The following is a 14,649-nucleotide window of genomic DNA, read 5'->3' on the forward strand; positions in this document are numbered from 1 at the left end:
GGCCACCGACTGACCGATCAGCTACCCAGAAATTCCGTTGCCGCTCTCTTCCCGCAGATAGGTCAGGTTATGGCGGGTGCTCAAGGTGTGGGGATGATCGGAGCCCAGCACACGCGTCATGTCCTGCAGCAATTCGGCGAACGCGGCTGCGGCACCGGCCCCATCCCCCGCCTCCCCTTGGTAGTAGGCCAACTGGTGGCGGGCGCTCAGGGTGTCGGGGTGGTCGGGGCCCAGGACTCGCGTCCTGTCCCGCAGCAGATCGGCGTACGCGGCCGCGGCACCGGCCGCATCCCCCGCCTCCCCCCGCCAGAAAGCCAAGCTGGCGCTAGCGATGAGGGTTTGGCGGTGGTCGGGGCCCAGGACTCGCGTCCTGTCCCGCAGCAGATCGGCGTACGCGGCCGCGGCGCCAGCCGCATCGCCTGCCTTCCCCTGGTAATAGGCCAACAGGTGTCGGCTGGTCAGGGTGTCGGGGTGGTCGGGGCCCAGCACCCGTGTTCTTTCCTCCAGCAGGTCGGCGTGTGCGGCTGCGGCACCGGCCGCATCACCCGCCCTCCCCTGGTAGTAGGCCAGTTGGTAGCGGGCGGTGAGAGTGTGGGGGTGGTCGGGGCCCAGCACCCGTGTCGAGTCCTTCAGCAGATCGGCGTACGCGGCCGCGGCACCGGCCGCATCACCCGTCTGTCCCCGCCAGTGGGCCAGGTTGTTGCGGGTGATCAGGGTGTCGGGGTGGTCGGGGCCCAGCACCCGTGTCGAGTCCTTCAGCAGATCGGCGTACGCGGCCGCGGCACCGGCCGCATCCCCTGTCAGTCCCCGCTGGTCGGCCAGGCTGCGGCGGGTGATCAGGGTGTCGGGGTGGTCGGGGCCCAGCACCCGTGTTCTTTCCTCCAGCAGCTCCGCGAACACGGCCGCCGCACCCGCCGCATCGCCCGCCTCGCCCCGCCAGGAAGCCAGGTCGTGGCGAGCAGCGAGGGTGTCGGGGTGGTCGGCGCCCATGCGGCTGCGAGTGGTGATGGCTAGACGATCGAAGTGATCAATGGCGGCGAACACCTGCCCGGACCCACCTAAACTGCTGCCGAGGCGGTACAGCACTGCGTGAGCCTTTGGCTGGTGCAGGGCGTCTTCGGCCTGGCGTGTGAGTGCTTCGGTATTGGCGCGCAGTGCTTGGGCGAGGGCGGTGTCGCGTTGGATGTCGGGCCAGGCGGCGATCAGGGCGTCGGCGGCGGTGCGAGCATATTGGCGTTGTTGCTCGTGTGTGAGGGTGTCGCGGGTGGCGCGCTGGATGAGCTGGTGCACGCGGACGGCTTGGTGAGGGGTGCCCGGCCTGTGGTCAATGAGATTGAGCCGGTCCAGGGCGCGTAGGGCGCGCACCGCGTCGAGGTGGGAGACGGGGGCCGTATCCGCAGTGGTGCCAGGGCCGGTGCGCAGGCTGGAGTTGGTGCGGTGGGCAGCAAGGTGAACGCGGGTGGTTTCGCCGGTCAGGACGTCATGGGGGATGCCATTGGCGTCGAGCAGGGAGGCCAAATGGAGCATGGGCCGGGCCAGGCCGGTGGGGCGTAGCGCGTCGGCCCGGGTGATGGAGAGGGACCAGGCGGCAGCGAGTCTCACGGCTTGTTCGTCGGGCAGGGCGTCGGGGGAAAGCTCGGCGAGTGTGGTGGCTTGTTCATCGGCCAGCAGGCGGCGGTAGGTGGCCGCACTGGCCCCAGTGTCGATGAGGTAGGCCGCGGCCTGTGCCAAGCCGAGGGCCAGGTAACCGAGTTCGGCGGCCAGGGAGCTGAGCTGCTCCGAGGGCTCGCTCCGGGCGTGTGCGGCCAGGGATGTAGTCAGGTAGTCGACGGCTTCGGTCTCCGTGAACAGGCCGACCTGGACCAAGCGGCGGCCGTCACCGGCTACGGCGGCGTCCCGGCGGCGTGTGGTGACCAGGGCGCGCCCGTGCCGACTGGGCGGCGGCCACAGGCCATGCAAGTCTGAGGGGTCGGCGACGTCGTCTAGGACGATCAGCCACCGGCACAGCCTTTGCCGGGGCTTGGGGGCCAGCCAGGCCAGGAAGGTGCGGGCAGCCTGTTCGGGGTCGTCGGGGTCGGCGCGGCACAGCTCCACGCCAGCCTGCGCGTAGACGGCCACGACGGACGAACGGCTGTCGGCGGTGACCCATACCAGGACATCGAGGCCGGCGGTGTCCCATGCGGAGCGGGCGTAATCGGCGGCGAGCTGGGTCTTTCCGACCCCGCCCATTCCGGTCAGCACCTGACACGGGACCGCTGTGCCGCCCTCGTCGAACGCGGCACGCACCCTGTCCGCATCGGCGCGCTGCTGAAAGTACTGCGCCCGGGACGGGATGACGCCGACCTGATGCGGCCACGCCGCAGGAATCCGGGGACCGGTATGCCGGTGGTGGTGAATTCCGCCGGTGACCATGCCAGCGGCGAAGCTGCCGTCAGTCGCCGTGACGACCACGGCGCCGTCTGCTCCGGGAGGGAGCGGTGTGTCGGGTGGGCTTGTGTTGGCCGGTCCGCTTAGCCCTGCGGCGGATCCGGCAGGCGAGGGTTGCTGATCTGCGCCCCGCCGTTGATGACACCGCCAGCGATCGAGCCCCTGTCGGCGCGGACGTCTACCGTGTTCGCCGCCAGACCGCCCTGCCCCGCGCTCACCCCCGGCTGCGAAGCATGCTGAGCGAGTACAGCACGGAGTTCCTCGGCCGCCTGCTCCCGCTGAGCGGCGTCTAGATTCTCCAGCAAGGTCTCGATACGGGTCTGCCAGACAGCCTCCTGGCGGTCGCGCACCCGCTCCACCTCACCCTGACCAGCGGCCTGCACGATGTCCGCAGTCTGGTCCAGGCGCTCCAGCTCGGCCCGCTCCCGCTGCACATCACCGCGACCGAACCAACCCGCCACCGCCTGACGCAGCCCCGTCCAAGCATCCGTCCCCGCCGCCTGCACCAACGCTGTTCCCCCTGACGCCGCTAGCGCGATCAATGCCTGCTCAATCACTCCAAGCCCCCTCAGCCCGTGTGGTCACGGTGAGCGTAACGCCGGGCCACGTTTTACACAGCCCGACTGGGAAAGCGGGTCCGAGTGATCGTGATCGTTATCGCCCGAACTGCTCCTCCGCCTGGAATAGTGCACGGCCGAACACTGCCGCTTCACCAGTATGGTGGCCGCGGGTCCGGTGGCGCCGTGCTCCATGCGGTCGACTGCACCGAGGCCCCGCAGGACGCGCCGCTGCTGCCCCTGGATCGGGCGCTGGATGTCGCGGAACAGCCCGGCACCCGCCTGTGCTCCCTGTGCGGCGCGGCGCAGGAGTTGGACCCCGTGCTGCGCGGCTTCGACCACATCGACGGCGGCTGATCTCGATCTTCGCCGCCCCCGGAGAGTCCCCCACCCACTGGCGGAGAGCTACGTCGTACTTGGTGGAGCTAGACGGAAAGAGAGCGAGGCATCACAGACACGGCACCCCGCCAGTCATCAGGTCCCGTCCTGTACACAGCCAGGCAGGGTCGAACGGCGGGTTGCCGCGGACGACGGTGGGCCCGTCTTGCGACGGGCCCACCGCGTTGTCAGTGACGCGCCTGCCACCACAGGATCAGCAGCGTCACGGCGCCGCTGCCCAGCTTGTACGCCACCCCTTGGAGGAATTCCCCCGGGAGGTTCTGTCCCTGTTGGCGTGCCCATTTGCGCAGGTGGGTGGCGGCTGCGGCAAGGCGCCTGGCCCGGCGGCGTGGGTGCTTATGCGGCGTTTAGCGCTACTGTCATCCATACGGAGTTCCTCTCGTTGATAGGCGTGCGGAACACCGCGCAGGGAGCCCTCCCAACTCAGAGGCCTAGGAAACCTGTTGGGGTGTAGGGCTCCTTCTGCGCGTTTCAGGGAGTCTAGCCACGGTCACCGACGCACTGGGCTATCCGCGTGTGCGGAGGCAACCAGAGGCAACCAGGGTCAACATCGAGCGTCATCCAGCGACATCGAACGACCCGATTCCGTCACCGCAGCGCAGGTCAGGGGCTTTGGGTGGGAAATCGTGTGAGTGTCGTCACGTACGCTGTCGGCGGCGTGTCTCTGGCCTGCCTTTCCTCGTCATCCTCGAGCTCCTCCCCCGCACGGTGAGCGAGTCGCTGCAGCAGTGGCTTCAGATGGCGTCTGGGATCGCCAGTGTGAGCGAGGGGACCTCGGTCAGCGGCGGGTGAAGTCGTGGAGCCGATCGGCCAGGCGGCGGTCGGGGCGCTGGACGATGATGCAGGAGCCGGCCTCGGTGGTGGCCAGGCGGTCAATCTCCATCTCCAGGCCGGCGGTGGGGGCGTTGGCGCTGCTGGTGCCGGTCCGTCGGACGTAGGCGGCGACCGCTTCGAGGGTGGCGAGGAAGACGTCGTTGGGGGTGTCGGTGTCGATGACGTCGTCGGTGACGACGTAGAGCCAGTGGCGTGCTTCGCGGGTCTCGCCGAGGGCGAGGTGGTGCAGGTGCAGGCAGTAGGCGGCGGCGCGGTGTCCGGCGCCGGCGGCGAGCTGCCACCAGAACTGGGCGCTCTCGTGGTGGTCGGTGAGGTGGAGGAGGCAGGCGAAGACGAGGGCGCCGTCGACGTCGAGCTGCTCCTCGGATGCCGTGTCGGAGTCCTGGGCGAGGCGGTCGACGTGGTCGGCGGCGTCGGGCTTGTTGAGGATCCACCGGCAGATCACCGACAGGCGCTGGCCGGCCTGGGCGGCTCGCAGGGTGTCCGGGTGGGGTGCGGTAGCGATGGCCGCGTCGGTGGCGAGGCGGCGTAAGGCGGCACCGACGTCGAAGCCGTCGTGGGGTGCGGTGGGAATGCGGGCTTCGGCCAGGAGGTCGTCGATGACGGTCACCGTCCTGCCCCCTTCCTGGTCTTGCTGTCCGGCGCGGGCAGGCCGAGCCGGATGCGGAGGCGTTCCTTGCCCTTGCGGCCGTGGTAGTCGACGGTGCGGGTGTCCAGGCCCATGAAGCGGGCGATGCGTTTGGTCGGGTAGCCCAGCAGGTAGCGCAGGGTAATCACGGTGAACTGGCGGGTGGGCAGTTCCAGGATCGCCTCGTACAGGCCGCCGGCCGCCTGGTTGAGTTCCAGCTCGTTACGGACCGCCTGGAGGTTGAGCGCTATGGGCCCGTTGATGAGGAAGGCCGGCGGGCGGCCGTCCTGGGCCAGGCGGCGGGTGACGCCGCGGTGCAGCACCGCGAGCGTCTGCTGCTCCAGGTCGCCCTGCTGCAGCAGGGAGTCCCAGCCGCTCAGGATTTCCAGGAACACCTCGTGGACTACCTGTTCGGCGGCGCGCCGGGTGCCGAGGTGGATTTCCGCGAAGTCGTGGAAGAACTCCTGGTGGCCGAGGTAGAAGGCCTCGAAGTCCAGGGGCAGGTCGGGAGGGGCCTGGACGGGCTGGCCGTGGCCGCCGTCCTGGGGCGATACGCCAGTGCTGACGTCGCCGTTGCCCATGCAGTCCTCCAGGCGGTGCGAGCACAGGTCCTCTCCGTTGAAGACCGGTGCGAGTGGGATACGAAGGCCAACTGGCCTGCGTGGAAAGTCAGTTGGTTGGCTTCCCTGGCACCACACTGTCGGTTTTCGGGGCCGGAAACTCATCCCGCACTCCGGAAATTACTACGCAGAGATCATCTTCGTAAGCGGAACGTGAGTATCCTGCTGGTGTAGATGTTCGATTCGTGCCCTGTGAGCTGCAGGTTCCCGCCTCTGTCCGTGACGGCGCTGGTCAAGAGACGTCATGACCGTGGCGTACCTCACACATGCGCCGGAGCTACGCGGGCGCACAGCGGAGCAATGCCGTCAGGCGCAGTCCGGTTGTAGGCACATGCGGTCGCCTATCGCCCGTTCGAGGGTGATAGCTGGCGTTCGCGGTCACCCTGGCCGTGAGAAGCAGGAACGGCGTGGGGTGACCGTGCGATTCCTTCCGTAAGATGAGAAAACGCCGCGTCCCCGGCAGCTGCAATGCCGAGGGCGCGGCGTTCCTGTCAGGCCTGGTCTACAGCTCGGTCTCGATGTGCTCCACGTCGGTGAAGGCCGTTGAAGCGGACTACGACTCGTCAGCGGATTCTGACCGTCGCTGCCTCCCGGGCACGGTCAGACCGTTGTGGGGCCTCCGGCGGGCGCTGGGGACCAGTTCGAGGATTGCGGCCTCGATCTTGGTCAGTTTGTCCTCCACCTTCTTGGTGGGACGCTCGGCGATGATCGACCACTTCACTGCGTCGAGGTCGACGATGTACTGCGCTGTCTCCACCTTTCCCGCAGGACCGTCCGCGTTCACCGTGAAGGTGTAGCGGCGGGGCAGGCTGGAGTTCTGGAAGCGGTCCACGTTGTCGAAGAGGAATGTGAGCCGCCGATGTGGCGGGAGGATGGGAATGGGCTGGCCCAGGACCTCTTGGAGGACCTGGGTGAGGTCCGGCTGGCCCGGATCGGGCGCCCACCCGGACTCCAAGGGCGGGTCGCAGGAGATGCGGACGTCGCGGGCGACGGTCGGGCCGGTGTTCTCGACGACCAGCATCATCGACCCGTAGTGGTCGGGCTGGATGTCAACGATGACGTACGGCTCGTTCTGCTCCAGATGGACGCGTTCTCCGAGGGCCAGCTGGGCGCGGGCGGCGGAGGTCTGCCGGAGAGCGATGATGGAGGCGACGAGCGCGGCGACGGCGGTGACGATGACTGCCCACTGATCAGTGGTGAGGTCCTTGAAGTGGTCCATGACCTGACGCTACCGACAGGGTCCGACGAGGGCCGGGGCTGTGTGGTCCATAGTATGAGAAGCGCGCCTCCTCCTCGGCAGCTCGAATGCCGAGGACGAGGCGTTTTCACCTCGTCCCGCGATATCCGGCAGCCATGTCGGAACAAGGGGAGGGATGAAGGCAAGGACGCAGCCTGGGAGCGGCCGTTCAGGGCGCGGTTGGGTACTGTCCGCGTGGGTCCGGGGGCTGGCGCAGGTCGAGGTAGCAGCGCAGCCGGACACCGGGCTGGTCCGCGGTCCCGTGTGGTGCGTTCCACGGAGGTGGTGGCCCGTCGGGCGGCGAGCGCCGTGCTATTCGACCTGCTTGAGCGTCGTCAGCAGAAGTCGGCAGTTGGTGACTGCTTCGTAGCTGCTGCCCAGGGGCTGGTACCGGTAGGAACGATGGTGGGTCGACCACAGTCCTTTCCATGTGGCGTACGGCTGCATTGCGTCCACGAACGTGCACTTGCCCAGCCAGTGCGCAGCTCGCGCTGAGCTGCGGAAGTGCCGGTGCAGCTCGCGTTGCAGGACGGTGCGGTCGAAGGCCGCGTTGTAGGTGAGGCAGCGGCGGCCGTGGAGGAGTTGGGCGAGGCGCGGAGTGAGCGCGGCGAAGGTCGGGGATCGCGCTGTTTGTTGGCGGGTGATGCCGTGCAGTGCTGTTGCTGCGGGAGCGATGTCGGCGAGGGGGTTGAGGCGTTCGTCGAGGAGGACGTTGCCGTGGCCGTCTGTCAGGCTGATCTGCACGGCCCATGGATCAGTGAGGGCGGTGGTTTGCACGTCCAGTACGACCAGGCGGCGATCGGTGAGGATGCCGCGGGCCCATCGCCGGACGCGTTCGTGGTCGGCCTGCCAGGAGGCGGGCCGGCGCATCGCGCGGATGGCATCGTCCAGGCGGATGTGGTGTTCCCGGAGCGACTGCACGTGCCAGTGTCGGCTGGTGTCGTACTGAGCGTGGACGGTGCCCAGGTAGCGGGTGTCTTCGTACACCGCCCAGGTGGGCCGCTCGGTGTCGCCGGGCCGTACGAAGTGGACGTCTTGGGTGTCGATGGTGCGGGTGAAGAGGTGGCCCAGTTGGACTGGGTGGTCAGGCGAGGGCATGGTCAGGGGCCTCGGAGATGAAGGGGGTGAGGGGGAGCCCGTGTGCCATCCAGTTGTGGAAGGCCTCTGCGGTGTAGAGGACGCCGCTGCCCGAGAGGCGGCCGGGCTGCTTGGGGTGGCACCGGCTGATCCGCAGGACCAGGTGCAGGCCGTCGGCCTGATCGGATTGTCCGAGGTCCAGGTAGACCGGGCGGCGGCAGGCGTCGATCGTCTGGCGGGGTTTGCTCCAGGCGAAGTTGGCGTGCGGTCGGCCGGGGGCCATGCCTAGGCGCAGCCGCCCTTCGCGATGGGCGTTGCAGGCGAAGAAGAGCCAGACCATCGTTCCGTAGACCCGCTCACGGAATTCGATGTTGATGCGGGACAGAGGCCCGTACTGGAGTTCCACGATGTGCCCGCACGGGGTGAGGACGTCACCTTCCAGCTCGCCGCGCGGTACGAATTGCTGATTGCTGCTCAGTCTGCGGCGCCAGTCCTGGTTCCAGGGCCCCTCGCCGCGGACGCGGGAGGGGCCGAGGTCTGCCCCGCATTTGGGACATGTGGTGAGCATGGCCGCTAGACCGCCTTGAGCTGGGTGTCCAGCCAGGTGACTGTCTCCTTGGTGAGACCGAGGTCTTCCGGCGTGCGGCCGGCGGCGCGTAGCACCCCGGCGATGCTCGTCTCGGAGCGGTGAGTGTTGATCAGATCCTCCAGGGCGGGGCCGGCTTTCTCGGCCCGGGCGAGGAAGTCCAGCTCGTCGGTTTGCACGCGCATCTGCCGGGCGGCATCCGCCTTGATGTCGTACAGGCGCCGGTGCTCGGTTTGGGCCTTCTTGCGGCGTGTGGGGATGCTGACCCTGAAATTGGACCAGTGGATGATGAACAGGGTGCCCTGGTGGCCGATGCCGGTGTTCCGGTCGTCCTGTGTGGTGCGGCCGCCTCCGCAGCCTCCAGTGAGCGTCACGTGCGGTCCGGTGTTCGAAGTCGTGCCGGCACCGGGCCCGGAGTCACTCGTTCCAGGCCCCTTCTGGGCGCCTGCGCCGGAAGTGCTGCGGTCCGGCGTATCGCCCCGGGCGTCGGCGGCGCCCGTGGGGCCTTCGGTGGTGTCCGGTCCCGTCTGGATCTCCGCGGAACGGGCCTGGTCGAGCTTCAGGTAGCCCTGTTCCACGTGTTTGATGCCGGGGGCGTTCGCGACGATGACCTGCTCGGCCACCCGGAAGGCGTGGGTGATGCCGTCACGCAGGTTCATGACGATCAGCTCGCTCAGGGTCCTACGGAACTCGTAGGAGCTTTCGCCTGCCTTCGCGTTGGCCTCGTCGCAGATGCCGGCCAGCCAGTGAGCGGTGTCGGACGGGTAGCGGTCGAAGAAGAACGGGGCGTTGTCGACGGGGACGTCGTTGATCATGCGGTCGTGCTCTCTACGAGGCGCAGGCCACCGGGCTTGCGCGCGTTGGTGATGGTGGCATCCCACTGCGCTACGTCTTCGGCGAGGTGGGAGACGAGCCTGAGGAGGTCGTCGTCGGCGTTGGCGGCGACCTTGTCGGCGGGGTACCAGTCGGTGACGAAGGCAGTGAAGCGGCCCACGGCCTGGGCGAAGTCCTGCCGCCATTCGGCCAGCAGCAGTTCGTCGCTGGGCCGGTTGCCTCCCAGGACTTGGACGAGCTCGCGGAAGACGATCTCCCCCGGTTCGGCGTCCGGTGCTTCGGCGTCCGGGGCGGGCAGAGCGGCTTCCTGCGCGACCGCTTGGATCAGGTCGGGGTCTTCACGGAGCACGGCACGGGCCAGTGCCGGGCGCTGCGCGAGGTAGGAGGCGGCTACGGCGCGGGTGGCGTCTTCATCGGACTTCACCGCTCCGACGATCGCCTCGCGCACCTCAGGCTGGTGTGCTTCGAACTGGCTGACCGCGGTGACGACCGCGCGGCGCTCGGACTGGGCACCGGGACGGCGGCTGGGTGGGATCGTCTTGCGGACGGCCTTGAGGTAGTCGGTCTCGGTGACCTCCAGGATGTCGTGCTGCTCGGCGAGGGCCATCAGGCCCAGCAGGACAGTGACCTTCTCCTCGAACTGCTCCTGGTCGAAGTCGCCCGGGCCGCTGCCTAGGGCCACCTGGTGCATGGTGGTGAACGAGACGTACACCGGTGATTCCGTGACGCGCTGGCGGTGCTCCGGCCGCCACCGGTGTGCCACCAGACGGCACTTGCGCAAGGTGTGGGGCGACAGCTTCAGCCGTGTGCTGAGCATGTCGAGCTGCGCCTCTGTGGCGTAGCGGGATCCGGCCTTAGCCGGCGGCCCGAACTTTGCCAGGAGCCAGTCTCCGACCGCGAAGCGTGTGGCTCGGAACTCCCGGCCCGTGGTCGAACCACGAGTGACGATTCGTTCGATCTCCTCGAACTCCGTGGGAGTGCAGCCGGCGTCGTCTGCGGCTTGGGGTTCGGTCCAGATCGAGGTGGACGGCGTGTTCATCTCATGCCCTCCGGGTAGGAAGGCCGCCCGCATCGAGCGACCGGACACGGAGGGTAACTGTCGTCGCGCATTGCCTACTTTGAGTGATCATCTTTCTGGGAGGAGGAGGGCGCAGCGTCCTGCGTTGAGGCATCAACTCGACGTACATGAAGACCACCGCATCGGGTGTACGAGGCCGTGGCCGCCGCCCTCCGCAGCGCGCCGCGCGTAGTCACAAGCTGTCGCCCACAGCGAACGCAGGTCCAACGGATGCGGGGCTGCGGCTGCTGCCTCCGCGTTCGCCGCGGCGTAGCCCCACCGCTCCCTACGCACTCCAGAGCACTGCTGCTCGAGGATCCGTAGGCACCAGGCGACCTGCCGGACGTGCTCCCTCGCAGGGCAAGGGCCGTTGAGGAAAGGGGGCGCAGAGGCGGAGGTTTTAGTGGCGCATGTCGTTGCGGCCAGCAGTTCGCGTACAAGGTCCGGCGCGGGTCCGGGCGGGATGAGCTGTGGGGTCATGCGAGGACCGTAGGAACGGGCAGTGACAGGGAGTGCTGCATCCGGAGCAACCTCATACACCCTCCGGGCACCGTGTCACCCCATCGGCTCAGCGACGCTTCGCTCCCCGTACGGCGCTGGCCACTGCCGCGGATGCCGAACGAGGGTTGGGCGCCTGCAAAGCGGGCGACCTCGGGACGCCTTTTCGCGCCCGGCACGGTCCTCGCGCGGTCACCCTCGTCGGGCGGTGCCGTCGCTGTCCAACCGGATCCGGTGCACGTACCAGCGGCGTAGCAGGGTGTCCCGGTCCCCCGGTACAGACAGACCGAGCACCGGCTCGTGGCCGTCCTGGTCCCAGGCGGGCTCCACCGTCTGGTCCAGGTGTACGCGCAGTCGGCGGTGCTGGAAGCGGATGTCCGCTACGGAACTCGATCATTTTTCGCTGCTGGGCGAAGTCGAGGGCGGCCTGCAGGGTCTCGGTCGCGCAGCCAGGCGGCGGCAGCAGACTTCACGTACAGGTGATCGACGAGGCGGTCGAGCCGCCCGCCGAGTGACGTCGAGCGCGCGGCGCGCGTTGGGACGGGGGCCGTCGATCGACTGGCTTGCTCAGACGTTGTGGGTGGCGGTAGACGGTCTTGTCAAAGCTGCAGGAAGGGGCTGCTACGCATACAGCCGACCGCCAAGGAGCGACTCACTCGTCTGGATGAACACCGGCGGGAAGCGGAATGGCGAACCGTTCCGCCAGGACACGCAGATGCCATGAGCCTTCTGCGCACACGCCGACCCCACGCTGGCAGGACAGGGTTGCTCGCCGCCGCCATCCCGGCTGTCCTTGCCGCATCAATGACCGGCCTCGCTCCCGCCCACGCCACCACCGCTGCCAGTGTCCCCACCGCGGCCCGGGACCAGATCGCGTGCCCGCGCGGGTTCGTCTGCATCTACCCCGACATCAACTTCAACGGCCAGCCCTATGTCAAACGCGCTGTCGACGGGTCGGTACGGCACCTACCGGATTACATCCGCGGCAAGGGCAGTTCCATCATCAACAACAGCACCCGCACGGCACGCGTCTACCAGAAGGACAACTACTTCGGCCGGCACGTCTGCGTCGGACGCGAGGGCGGCACCATCAGCGACCTGCGCTCCTACCAACTCAACGACACCACCCACAGCCTGCGCAACAACGACACCCCCTGCGGCGCCTGACAAGCCGTCACGTCACCGTCTCAGCAGCGCCATGCTGAGAGCCGTCAGAACGCTCGGCGGCCCTGGGGCTGCAGGCCCCTGCCCGCCGTCGAACGCCCCCGTCGTGCACCGGAGCGCCCCCGCGTGAGGGGATGACCGTCGGCGCTCCTGCGCCAACCATGGGAGCGGGCCGGGCCGGGACCGCGCCACGCAGGCGAGGGCCGCCGAGAGCGTGCGGGAGGCAGCGATGGGGCGACGTTGGCTGGTGACGGGGTGCTCGTCGGGACTGGGGCGGGCGCTGGCCGAGGCGGCGGCGCGGGAGGGGCACGAAGTGGCGGTCACCGCGCGCGACATCGCCGCCTTGGACGACCTGGCCGCTGCCTGGCCCGGACGGATCGTCCCCCTCCCGCTGGAACTGCGCGACGCCGCCCAGTGCGAGGAGGCCGTCCGCACCGCCGCCGACCGTCTGGGCGGGATCGACGTCCTCGTGAACAACGCGGGCGCCGGCCTGTTCGGCGCGGTCGAGGAAGTCTCCGACGCCGAGCTGCGCGACCAGCTGGAGACCCTGGTCGTGGGCCCCTGGCGGCTGGTCCGCCTGGTCCTGCCGCTCATGCGCGCCCAGGGACGCGGGCACATCGTCAACATCTCCTCCCTGGCGGGCCGGATGGCGTTCCCCGGGCTGGGCGCGTACGTCGCCGGGAAGTACGCCCTGGAGGGTATGAGCCAGGCGCTGGCCGCGGAGGTGGGCGGCCAGGGCGTGCGCGTCACCGTGGTGGAGCCCGGTGGTTTCGCCACCCGTTACGGGTCCTCGCTCGCCGAGTCGGGCCGCCGGCTGCCTGAGTACGCCGCGGTCACCGCCGAAACCCTGGACGCGGTGCGCGGCATGGCGGGCGACCCCGCCACCGGACGGCCCCAGGACTTCGCCGTCCGGATCCTCGCCATCGTCGCCGCCGACGTGCCCACCCCGTTGCGCGTCCCGGTGGGCGATGACGCCTACACCTACCTGGAGATTGCCGAGCAGGCCGCCCGCGAGGAACTCGCCGCCGCCCGCGCCCTGGTCGGGGGACTGTCACCGCTGCCGTCCGCCACGCCGTGAGAGCCGCGCCGCGCACCGCCGACCACGTGACAGCCGGGTGTGACGGGCGCCGTCGCCCGCCCGGTCGCGGTCGGAGTTGCACGTGGCACGGCGCGGTGAACGCGTCGTGGTGGCAGGTCAGGAATCCCTTGGGGTCCTCGTAAGAAGTCTGCCGTTGCGCGCGGCAGAGCGCCTGCCCGGCGCGCTGGTTGCTTTCCCGGTAGGACATGCGCTCATCGCTCATCGGGAGGCATGGCGTTGCCGATCCTCGCGACGCCGGTGGGCCGCTTCGCATCGGCGCCGCGTGTCCGCTGGGCGGCCGCGTCGGGCCGGGACCGGTATGACCATTGCACTCACACGGGCGGCGCGTTCGGCGAACTTCTGACCGCGCTCCGGCTCGGGCCGCTATCAACGGTGCATGGTCACCTCTGTGCTGCGCGGCCTGGTCGCCGCGCTCCTAGCTGTCCTGTCCATCACCGCGTCCACTCCCGCCCACGCGGCCGAGACGCTCACTGTCGCCGAAGCCGTCACCCGTCTACCGGTCGCGGCCGAATCCCGCGCCGGCTACGACCGTGACGCCTTCCGCCACTGGACGAGTGGTGACGACCCGTCCGACGGCTGCTCCACCCGCAACGAGGTCCTCATCGCCGAAGCTGTCGAGCCGCCTGAGGTCGGGCCCGGGTGCCGGCTGGCGGGCGGACAATGGTGGTCCTACTACGACCAGGTGTGGGTGACGTCGGCCTCCGGCCTCGACATCGATCACATGGTGCCTCTGGCGGAGAGCTGGGACAGCGGCGCCTTCGCGTGGACGCCGCAGCGGCGTGAGGCGTACGCCAACGACCAGGGTGCGGCCGCCAGTCTGGTGGCGGTCACGGCGCGCTCAAACCGGTCCAAGGCGGATCAGGACCCTGCCCAATGGCTGCCGTCGGCGGCCGAGGTGCACTGCCGGTACGTCGCCGAGTGGGTGGGCACGAAACTGCGCTGGAACCTGACGGCGGACGAGACAGAGGTCGCGGCACTGCTTGAGGTGGCGGGCGGCTGCCCGGAGCAGAGCGTGACGTACGAGCCCGTCGCGTAGCCTCCTCCCCCGCCGTGGCAGGCCGCCGGGCTTCTACCCGGCGGCCGGCTTCTTCGCGATGGGCGGCCGGGTCAGCCGTGGTAGGTGATGTAGCCGTTGCGGTCCTTGTCGTTGGCCTTCTGCGTGTACGAGTGGACGTCCGCGCGGGCCCCGGTGGGCTTGTAGAAGTAGATGGTGTCCTTGTCGTTGTTCCAGATGAAGTTGCAGTTCTGGCGGTAGACGACGTTCTTGGCGTCCGAGTCGGTGCCGCGGCCCCCGCGCAGGCTCACCTGGTCCCCGGGCTGCAGGCTGTGGCTGTTCTTGAACGTGAAGCTGTTGCCGGCGGCGTCCTTGACCTTGTAACCCTTCAGGTTCACCGTCGCCGTCTTCGAGTAGTTCTTGATCGTCAGGTACTCGGCCGCGGTGTTGCCGCCCGAGCACTTGTTGGAGTCCCGACCCGGGGCGTCGTACTGCACGCCCTTGATCTTCAGGGCCGAGGAGTACTCGGCGGCCTGCGCCGGAACGGCCACGGCCAGGCCGAGCGCGGTGATGGCCACCGTGGTGGCGGCAGCGGTCACAGTGCGGTGGATGCGCATGAGGAATCCCCCCTCAGTGGT

At 69.0% G+C, this 14,649-nt stretch carries 14 protein-coding genes and 1 pseudogene; 4 read left to right on the plus strand and 11 right to left on the minus strand.

Annotation, left to right across the window (positions count from 1 at the left end; genetic code table 11):
• Nucleotides 1-21 precede the first annotated feature (21 nt).
• Both ACGF5T_RS30615 and ACGF5T_RS30620 read right to left on the minus strand, forming a co-directional pair.
• Nucleotides 22-2,451, minus strand: a complete 2,430-nt coding sequence (locus ACGF5T_RS30615) for a tetratricopeptide repeat protein (protein WP_392889909.1) — start codon at nucleotides 2,449-2,451, stop codon at nucleotides 22-24.
• Between the two features lie 59 nt (nucleotides 2,452-2,510).
• The gene (locus ACGF5T_RS30620; protein WP_366768290.1) at nucleotides 2,511-2,984 is read right to left on the minus strand and encodes a hypothetical protein; all 474 of its coding nucleotides are present in this window, start codon (nucleotides 2,982-2,984) and stop codon (nucleotides 2,511-2,513) included.
• A 162-nt stretch (nucleotides 2,985-3,146) separates the two neighbouring features.
• On the opposite strand from ACGF5T_RS30620, the pseudogene ACGF5T_RS30625 reads away from it, so the two are divergent.
• Nucleotides 3,147-3,341: pseudogene (locus ACGF5T_RS30625) on the plus strand (DUF6233 domain-containing protein); the annotation flags it as partial.
• Between the two features lie 820 nt (nucleotides 3,342-4,161).
• On the opposite strand, the gene ACGF5T_RS30630 reads toward ACGF5T_RS30625, so the two are convergent.
• The 8 genes from ACGF5T_RS30630 to ACGF5T_RS30665 form a co-directional block, all read right to left on the minus strand.
• Complete coding sequence (locus tag ACGF5T_RS30630) at nucleotides 4,162-4,827, minus strand: hypothetical protein (protein WP_366768289.1); 666 nt, start codon at nucleotides 4,825-4,827, stop codon at nucleotides 4,162-4,164.
• On the minus strand, nucleotides 4,824-5,426 hold the full coding sequence (locus ACGF5T_RS30635; RefSeq protein WP_366768288.1) for a sigma-70 family RNA polymerase sigma factor: 603 nt from the start codon (nucleotides 5,424-5,426) through the stop codon (nucleotides 4,824-4,826). Before ACGF5T_RS30635 ends, ACGF5T_RS30630 begins: the two co-directional genes overlap by 4 nt.
• A gap of 592 nt (nucleotides 5,427-6,018) precedes the next feature.
• Nucleotides 6,019-6,684: a hypothetical protein gene (locus ACGF5T_RS30640; RefSeq protein WP_366768287.1), complete on the minus strand. Its 666-nt coding sequence runs from the start codon at nucleotides 6,682-6,684 to the stop codon at nucleotides 6,019-6,021.
• Nucleotides 6,685-6,871: 187 nt separating this feature from the next.
• Nucleotides 6,872-7,132, minus strand: a complete 261-nt coding sequence (locus tag ACGF5T_RS30645; RefSeq protein ID WP_366768286.1) for a DUF6207 family protein — start codon at nucleotides 7,130-7,132, stop codon at nucleotides 6,872-6,874.
• The gene (locus ACGF5T_RS30650; RefSeq protein ID WP_366768285.1) at nucleotides 7,015-7,800 is read right to left on the minus strand and encodes a 3'-5' exonuclease; all 786 of its coding nucleotides are present in this window, start codon (nucleotides 7,798-7,800) and stop codon (nucleotides 7,015-7,017) included. Before ACGF5T_RS30650 ends, ACGF5T_RS30645 begins: the two co-directional genes overlap by 118 nt.
• Nucleotides 7,787-8,347, minus strand: a complete 561-nt coding sequence (locus ACGF5T_RS30655) for a hypothetical protein (RefSeq protein WP_366768284.1) — start codon at nucleotides 8,345-8,347, stop codon at nucleotides 7,787-7,789. The genes ACGF5T_RS30650 and ACGF5T_RS30655 overlap by 14 nt, the downstream gene beginning before the upstream one ends.
• 5 nt (nucleotides 8,348-8,352) lie before the next feature.
• Nucleotides 8,353-9,180 carry a hypothetical protein gene (locus tag ACGF5T_RS30660; protein WP_366768283.1) on the minus strand — a complete coding sequence of 276 codons (828 nt, stop codon included), beginning with the start codon at nucleotides 9,178-9,180 and terminating at the stop codon, nucleotides 8,353-8,355.
• Nucleotides 9,177-10,016: a hypothetical protein gene (locus ACGF5T_RS30665; protein ID WP_366768282.1), complete on the minus strand. Its 840-nt coding sequence runs from the start codon at nucleotides 10,014-10,016 to the stop codon at nucleotides 9,177-9,179. Before ACGF5T_RS30665 ends, ACGF5T_RS30660 begins: the two co-directional genes overlap by 4 nt.
• Nucleotides 10,017-11,558: 1,542 nt before the next feature.
• On the opposite strand from ACGF5T_RS30665, the gene ACGF5T_RS30670 reads away from it, so the two are divergent.
• The 3 genes from ACGF5T_RS30670 (at nucleotide 11,559) to ACGF5T_RS30680 (ending at nucleotide 14,053) form a co-directional block, all read left to right on the plus strand.
• The gene (locus ACGF5T_RS30670; protein WP_366768281.1) at nucleotides 11,559-11,921 is read left to right on the plus strand and encodes a peptidase inhibitor family I36 protein; all 363 of its coding nucleotides are present in this window, start codon (nucleotides 11,559-11,561) and stop codon (nucleotides 11,919-11,921) included.
• A 226-nt stretch (nucleotides 11,922-12,147) separates the two neighbouring features.
• Nucleotides 12,148-12,996, plus strand: coding sequence for an SDR family NAD(P)-dependent oxidoreductase (locus tag ACGF5T_RS30675; protein ID WP_366768280.1), 849 nt, complete (start codon nucleotides 12,148-12,150; stop codon nucleotides 12,994-12,996).
• Nucleotides 12,997-13,393: 397 nt separating this feature from the next.
• A complete protein-coding gene (locus ACGF5T_RS30680; protein WP_366768279.1) occupies nucleotides 13,394-14,053 on the plus strand; it encodes an HNH endonuclease family protein in 660 nt (219 codons plus the stop codon).
• Between the two features lie 71 nt (nucleotides 14,054-14,124).
• Here ACGF5T_RS30680 and ACGF5T_RS30685 read toward each other — a convergent pair whose 3' ends face one another.
• Nucleotides 14,125-14,628, minus strand: a complete 504-nt coding sequence (locus tag ACGF5T_RS30685; protein WP_366768278.1) for a lamin tail domain-containing protein — start codon at nucleotides 14,626-14,628, stop codon at nucleotides 14,125-14,127.
• Nucleotides 14,629-14,649: the final 21 nt, after the last annotated feature.

It is taken from the genome of Streptomyces sp. NPDC047853, assembly GCF_043204535.1.
Lineage (GTDB): Bacteria > Actinomycetota > Actinomycetes > Streptomycetales > Streptomycetaceae > Streptomyces.

Bases quoted from the DNA above. Each gene is read 5' to 3' on its own strand.
- ACGF5T_RS30635 (WP_366768288.1), bottom strand. From the start codon at position 5,426: ATGGGCAACGGCGACGTCAGCACTGGCGTATCGCCCCAGGACGGCGGC.
- ACGF5T_RS30640 (WP_366768287.1), bottom strand. From the start codon at position 6,684: ATGGACCACTTCAAGGACCTCACCACTGATCAGTGGGCAGTCATCGTC.
- ACGF5T_RS30645 (WP_366768286.1), bottom strand. From the start codon at position 7,132: ATGGAAAGGACTGTGGTCGACCCACCATCGTTCCTACCGGTACCAGCC.
- ACGF5T_RS30650 (WP_366768285.1), bottom strand. From the start codon at position 7,800: ATGCCCTCGCCTGACCACCCAGTCCAACTGGGCCACCTCTTCACCCGC.
- ACGF5T_RS30655 (WP_366768284.1), bottom strand. From the start codon at position 8,347: ATGCTCACCACATGTCCCAAATGCGGGGCAGACCTCGGCCCCTCCCGC.
- ACGF5T_RS30660 (WP_366768283.1), bottom strand. From the start codon at position 9,180: ATGATCAACGACGTCCCCGTCGACAACGCCCCGTTCTTCTTCGACCGC.
- ACGF5T_RS30665 (WP_366768282.1), bottom strand. From the start codon at position 10,016: ATGCTCAGCACACGGCTGAAGCTGTCGCCCCACACCTTGCGCAAGTGC.
- ACGF5T_RS30670 (WP_366768281.1), top strand. From the start codon at position 11,559: ATGACCGGCCTCGCTCCCGCCCACGCCACCACCGCTGCCAGTGTCCCC.
- ACGF5T_RS30675 (WP_366768280.1), top strand. From the start codon at position 12,148: ATGGGGCGACGTTGGCTGGTGACGGGGTGCTCGTCGGGACTGGGGCGG.
- ACGF5T_RS30680 (WP_366768279.1), top strand. From the start codon at position 13,394: ATGGTCACCTCTGTGCTGCGCGGCCTGGTCGCCGCGCTCCTAGCTGTC.
- ACGF5T_RS30685 (WP_366768278.1), bottom strand. From the start codon at position 14,628: ATGCGCATCCACCGCACTGTGACCGCTGCCGCCACCACGGTGGCCATC.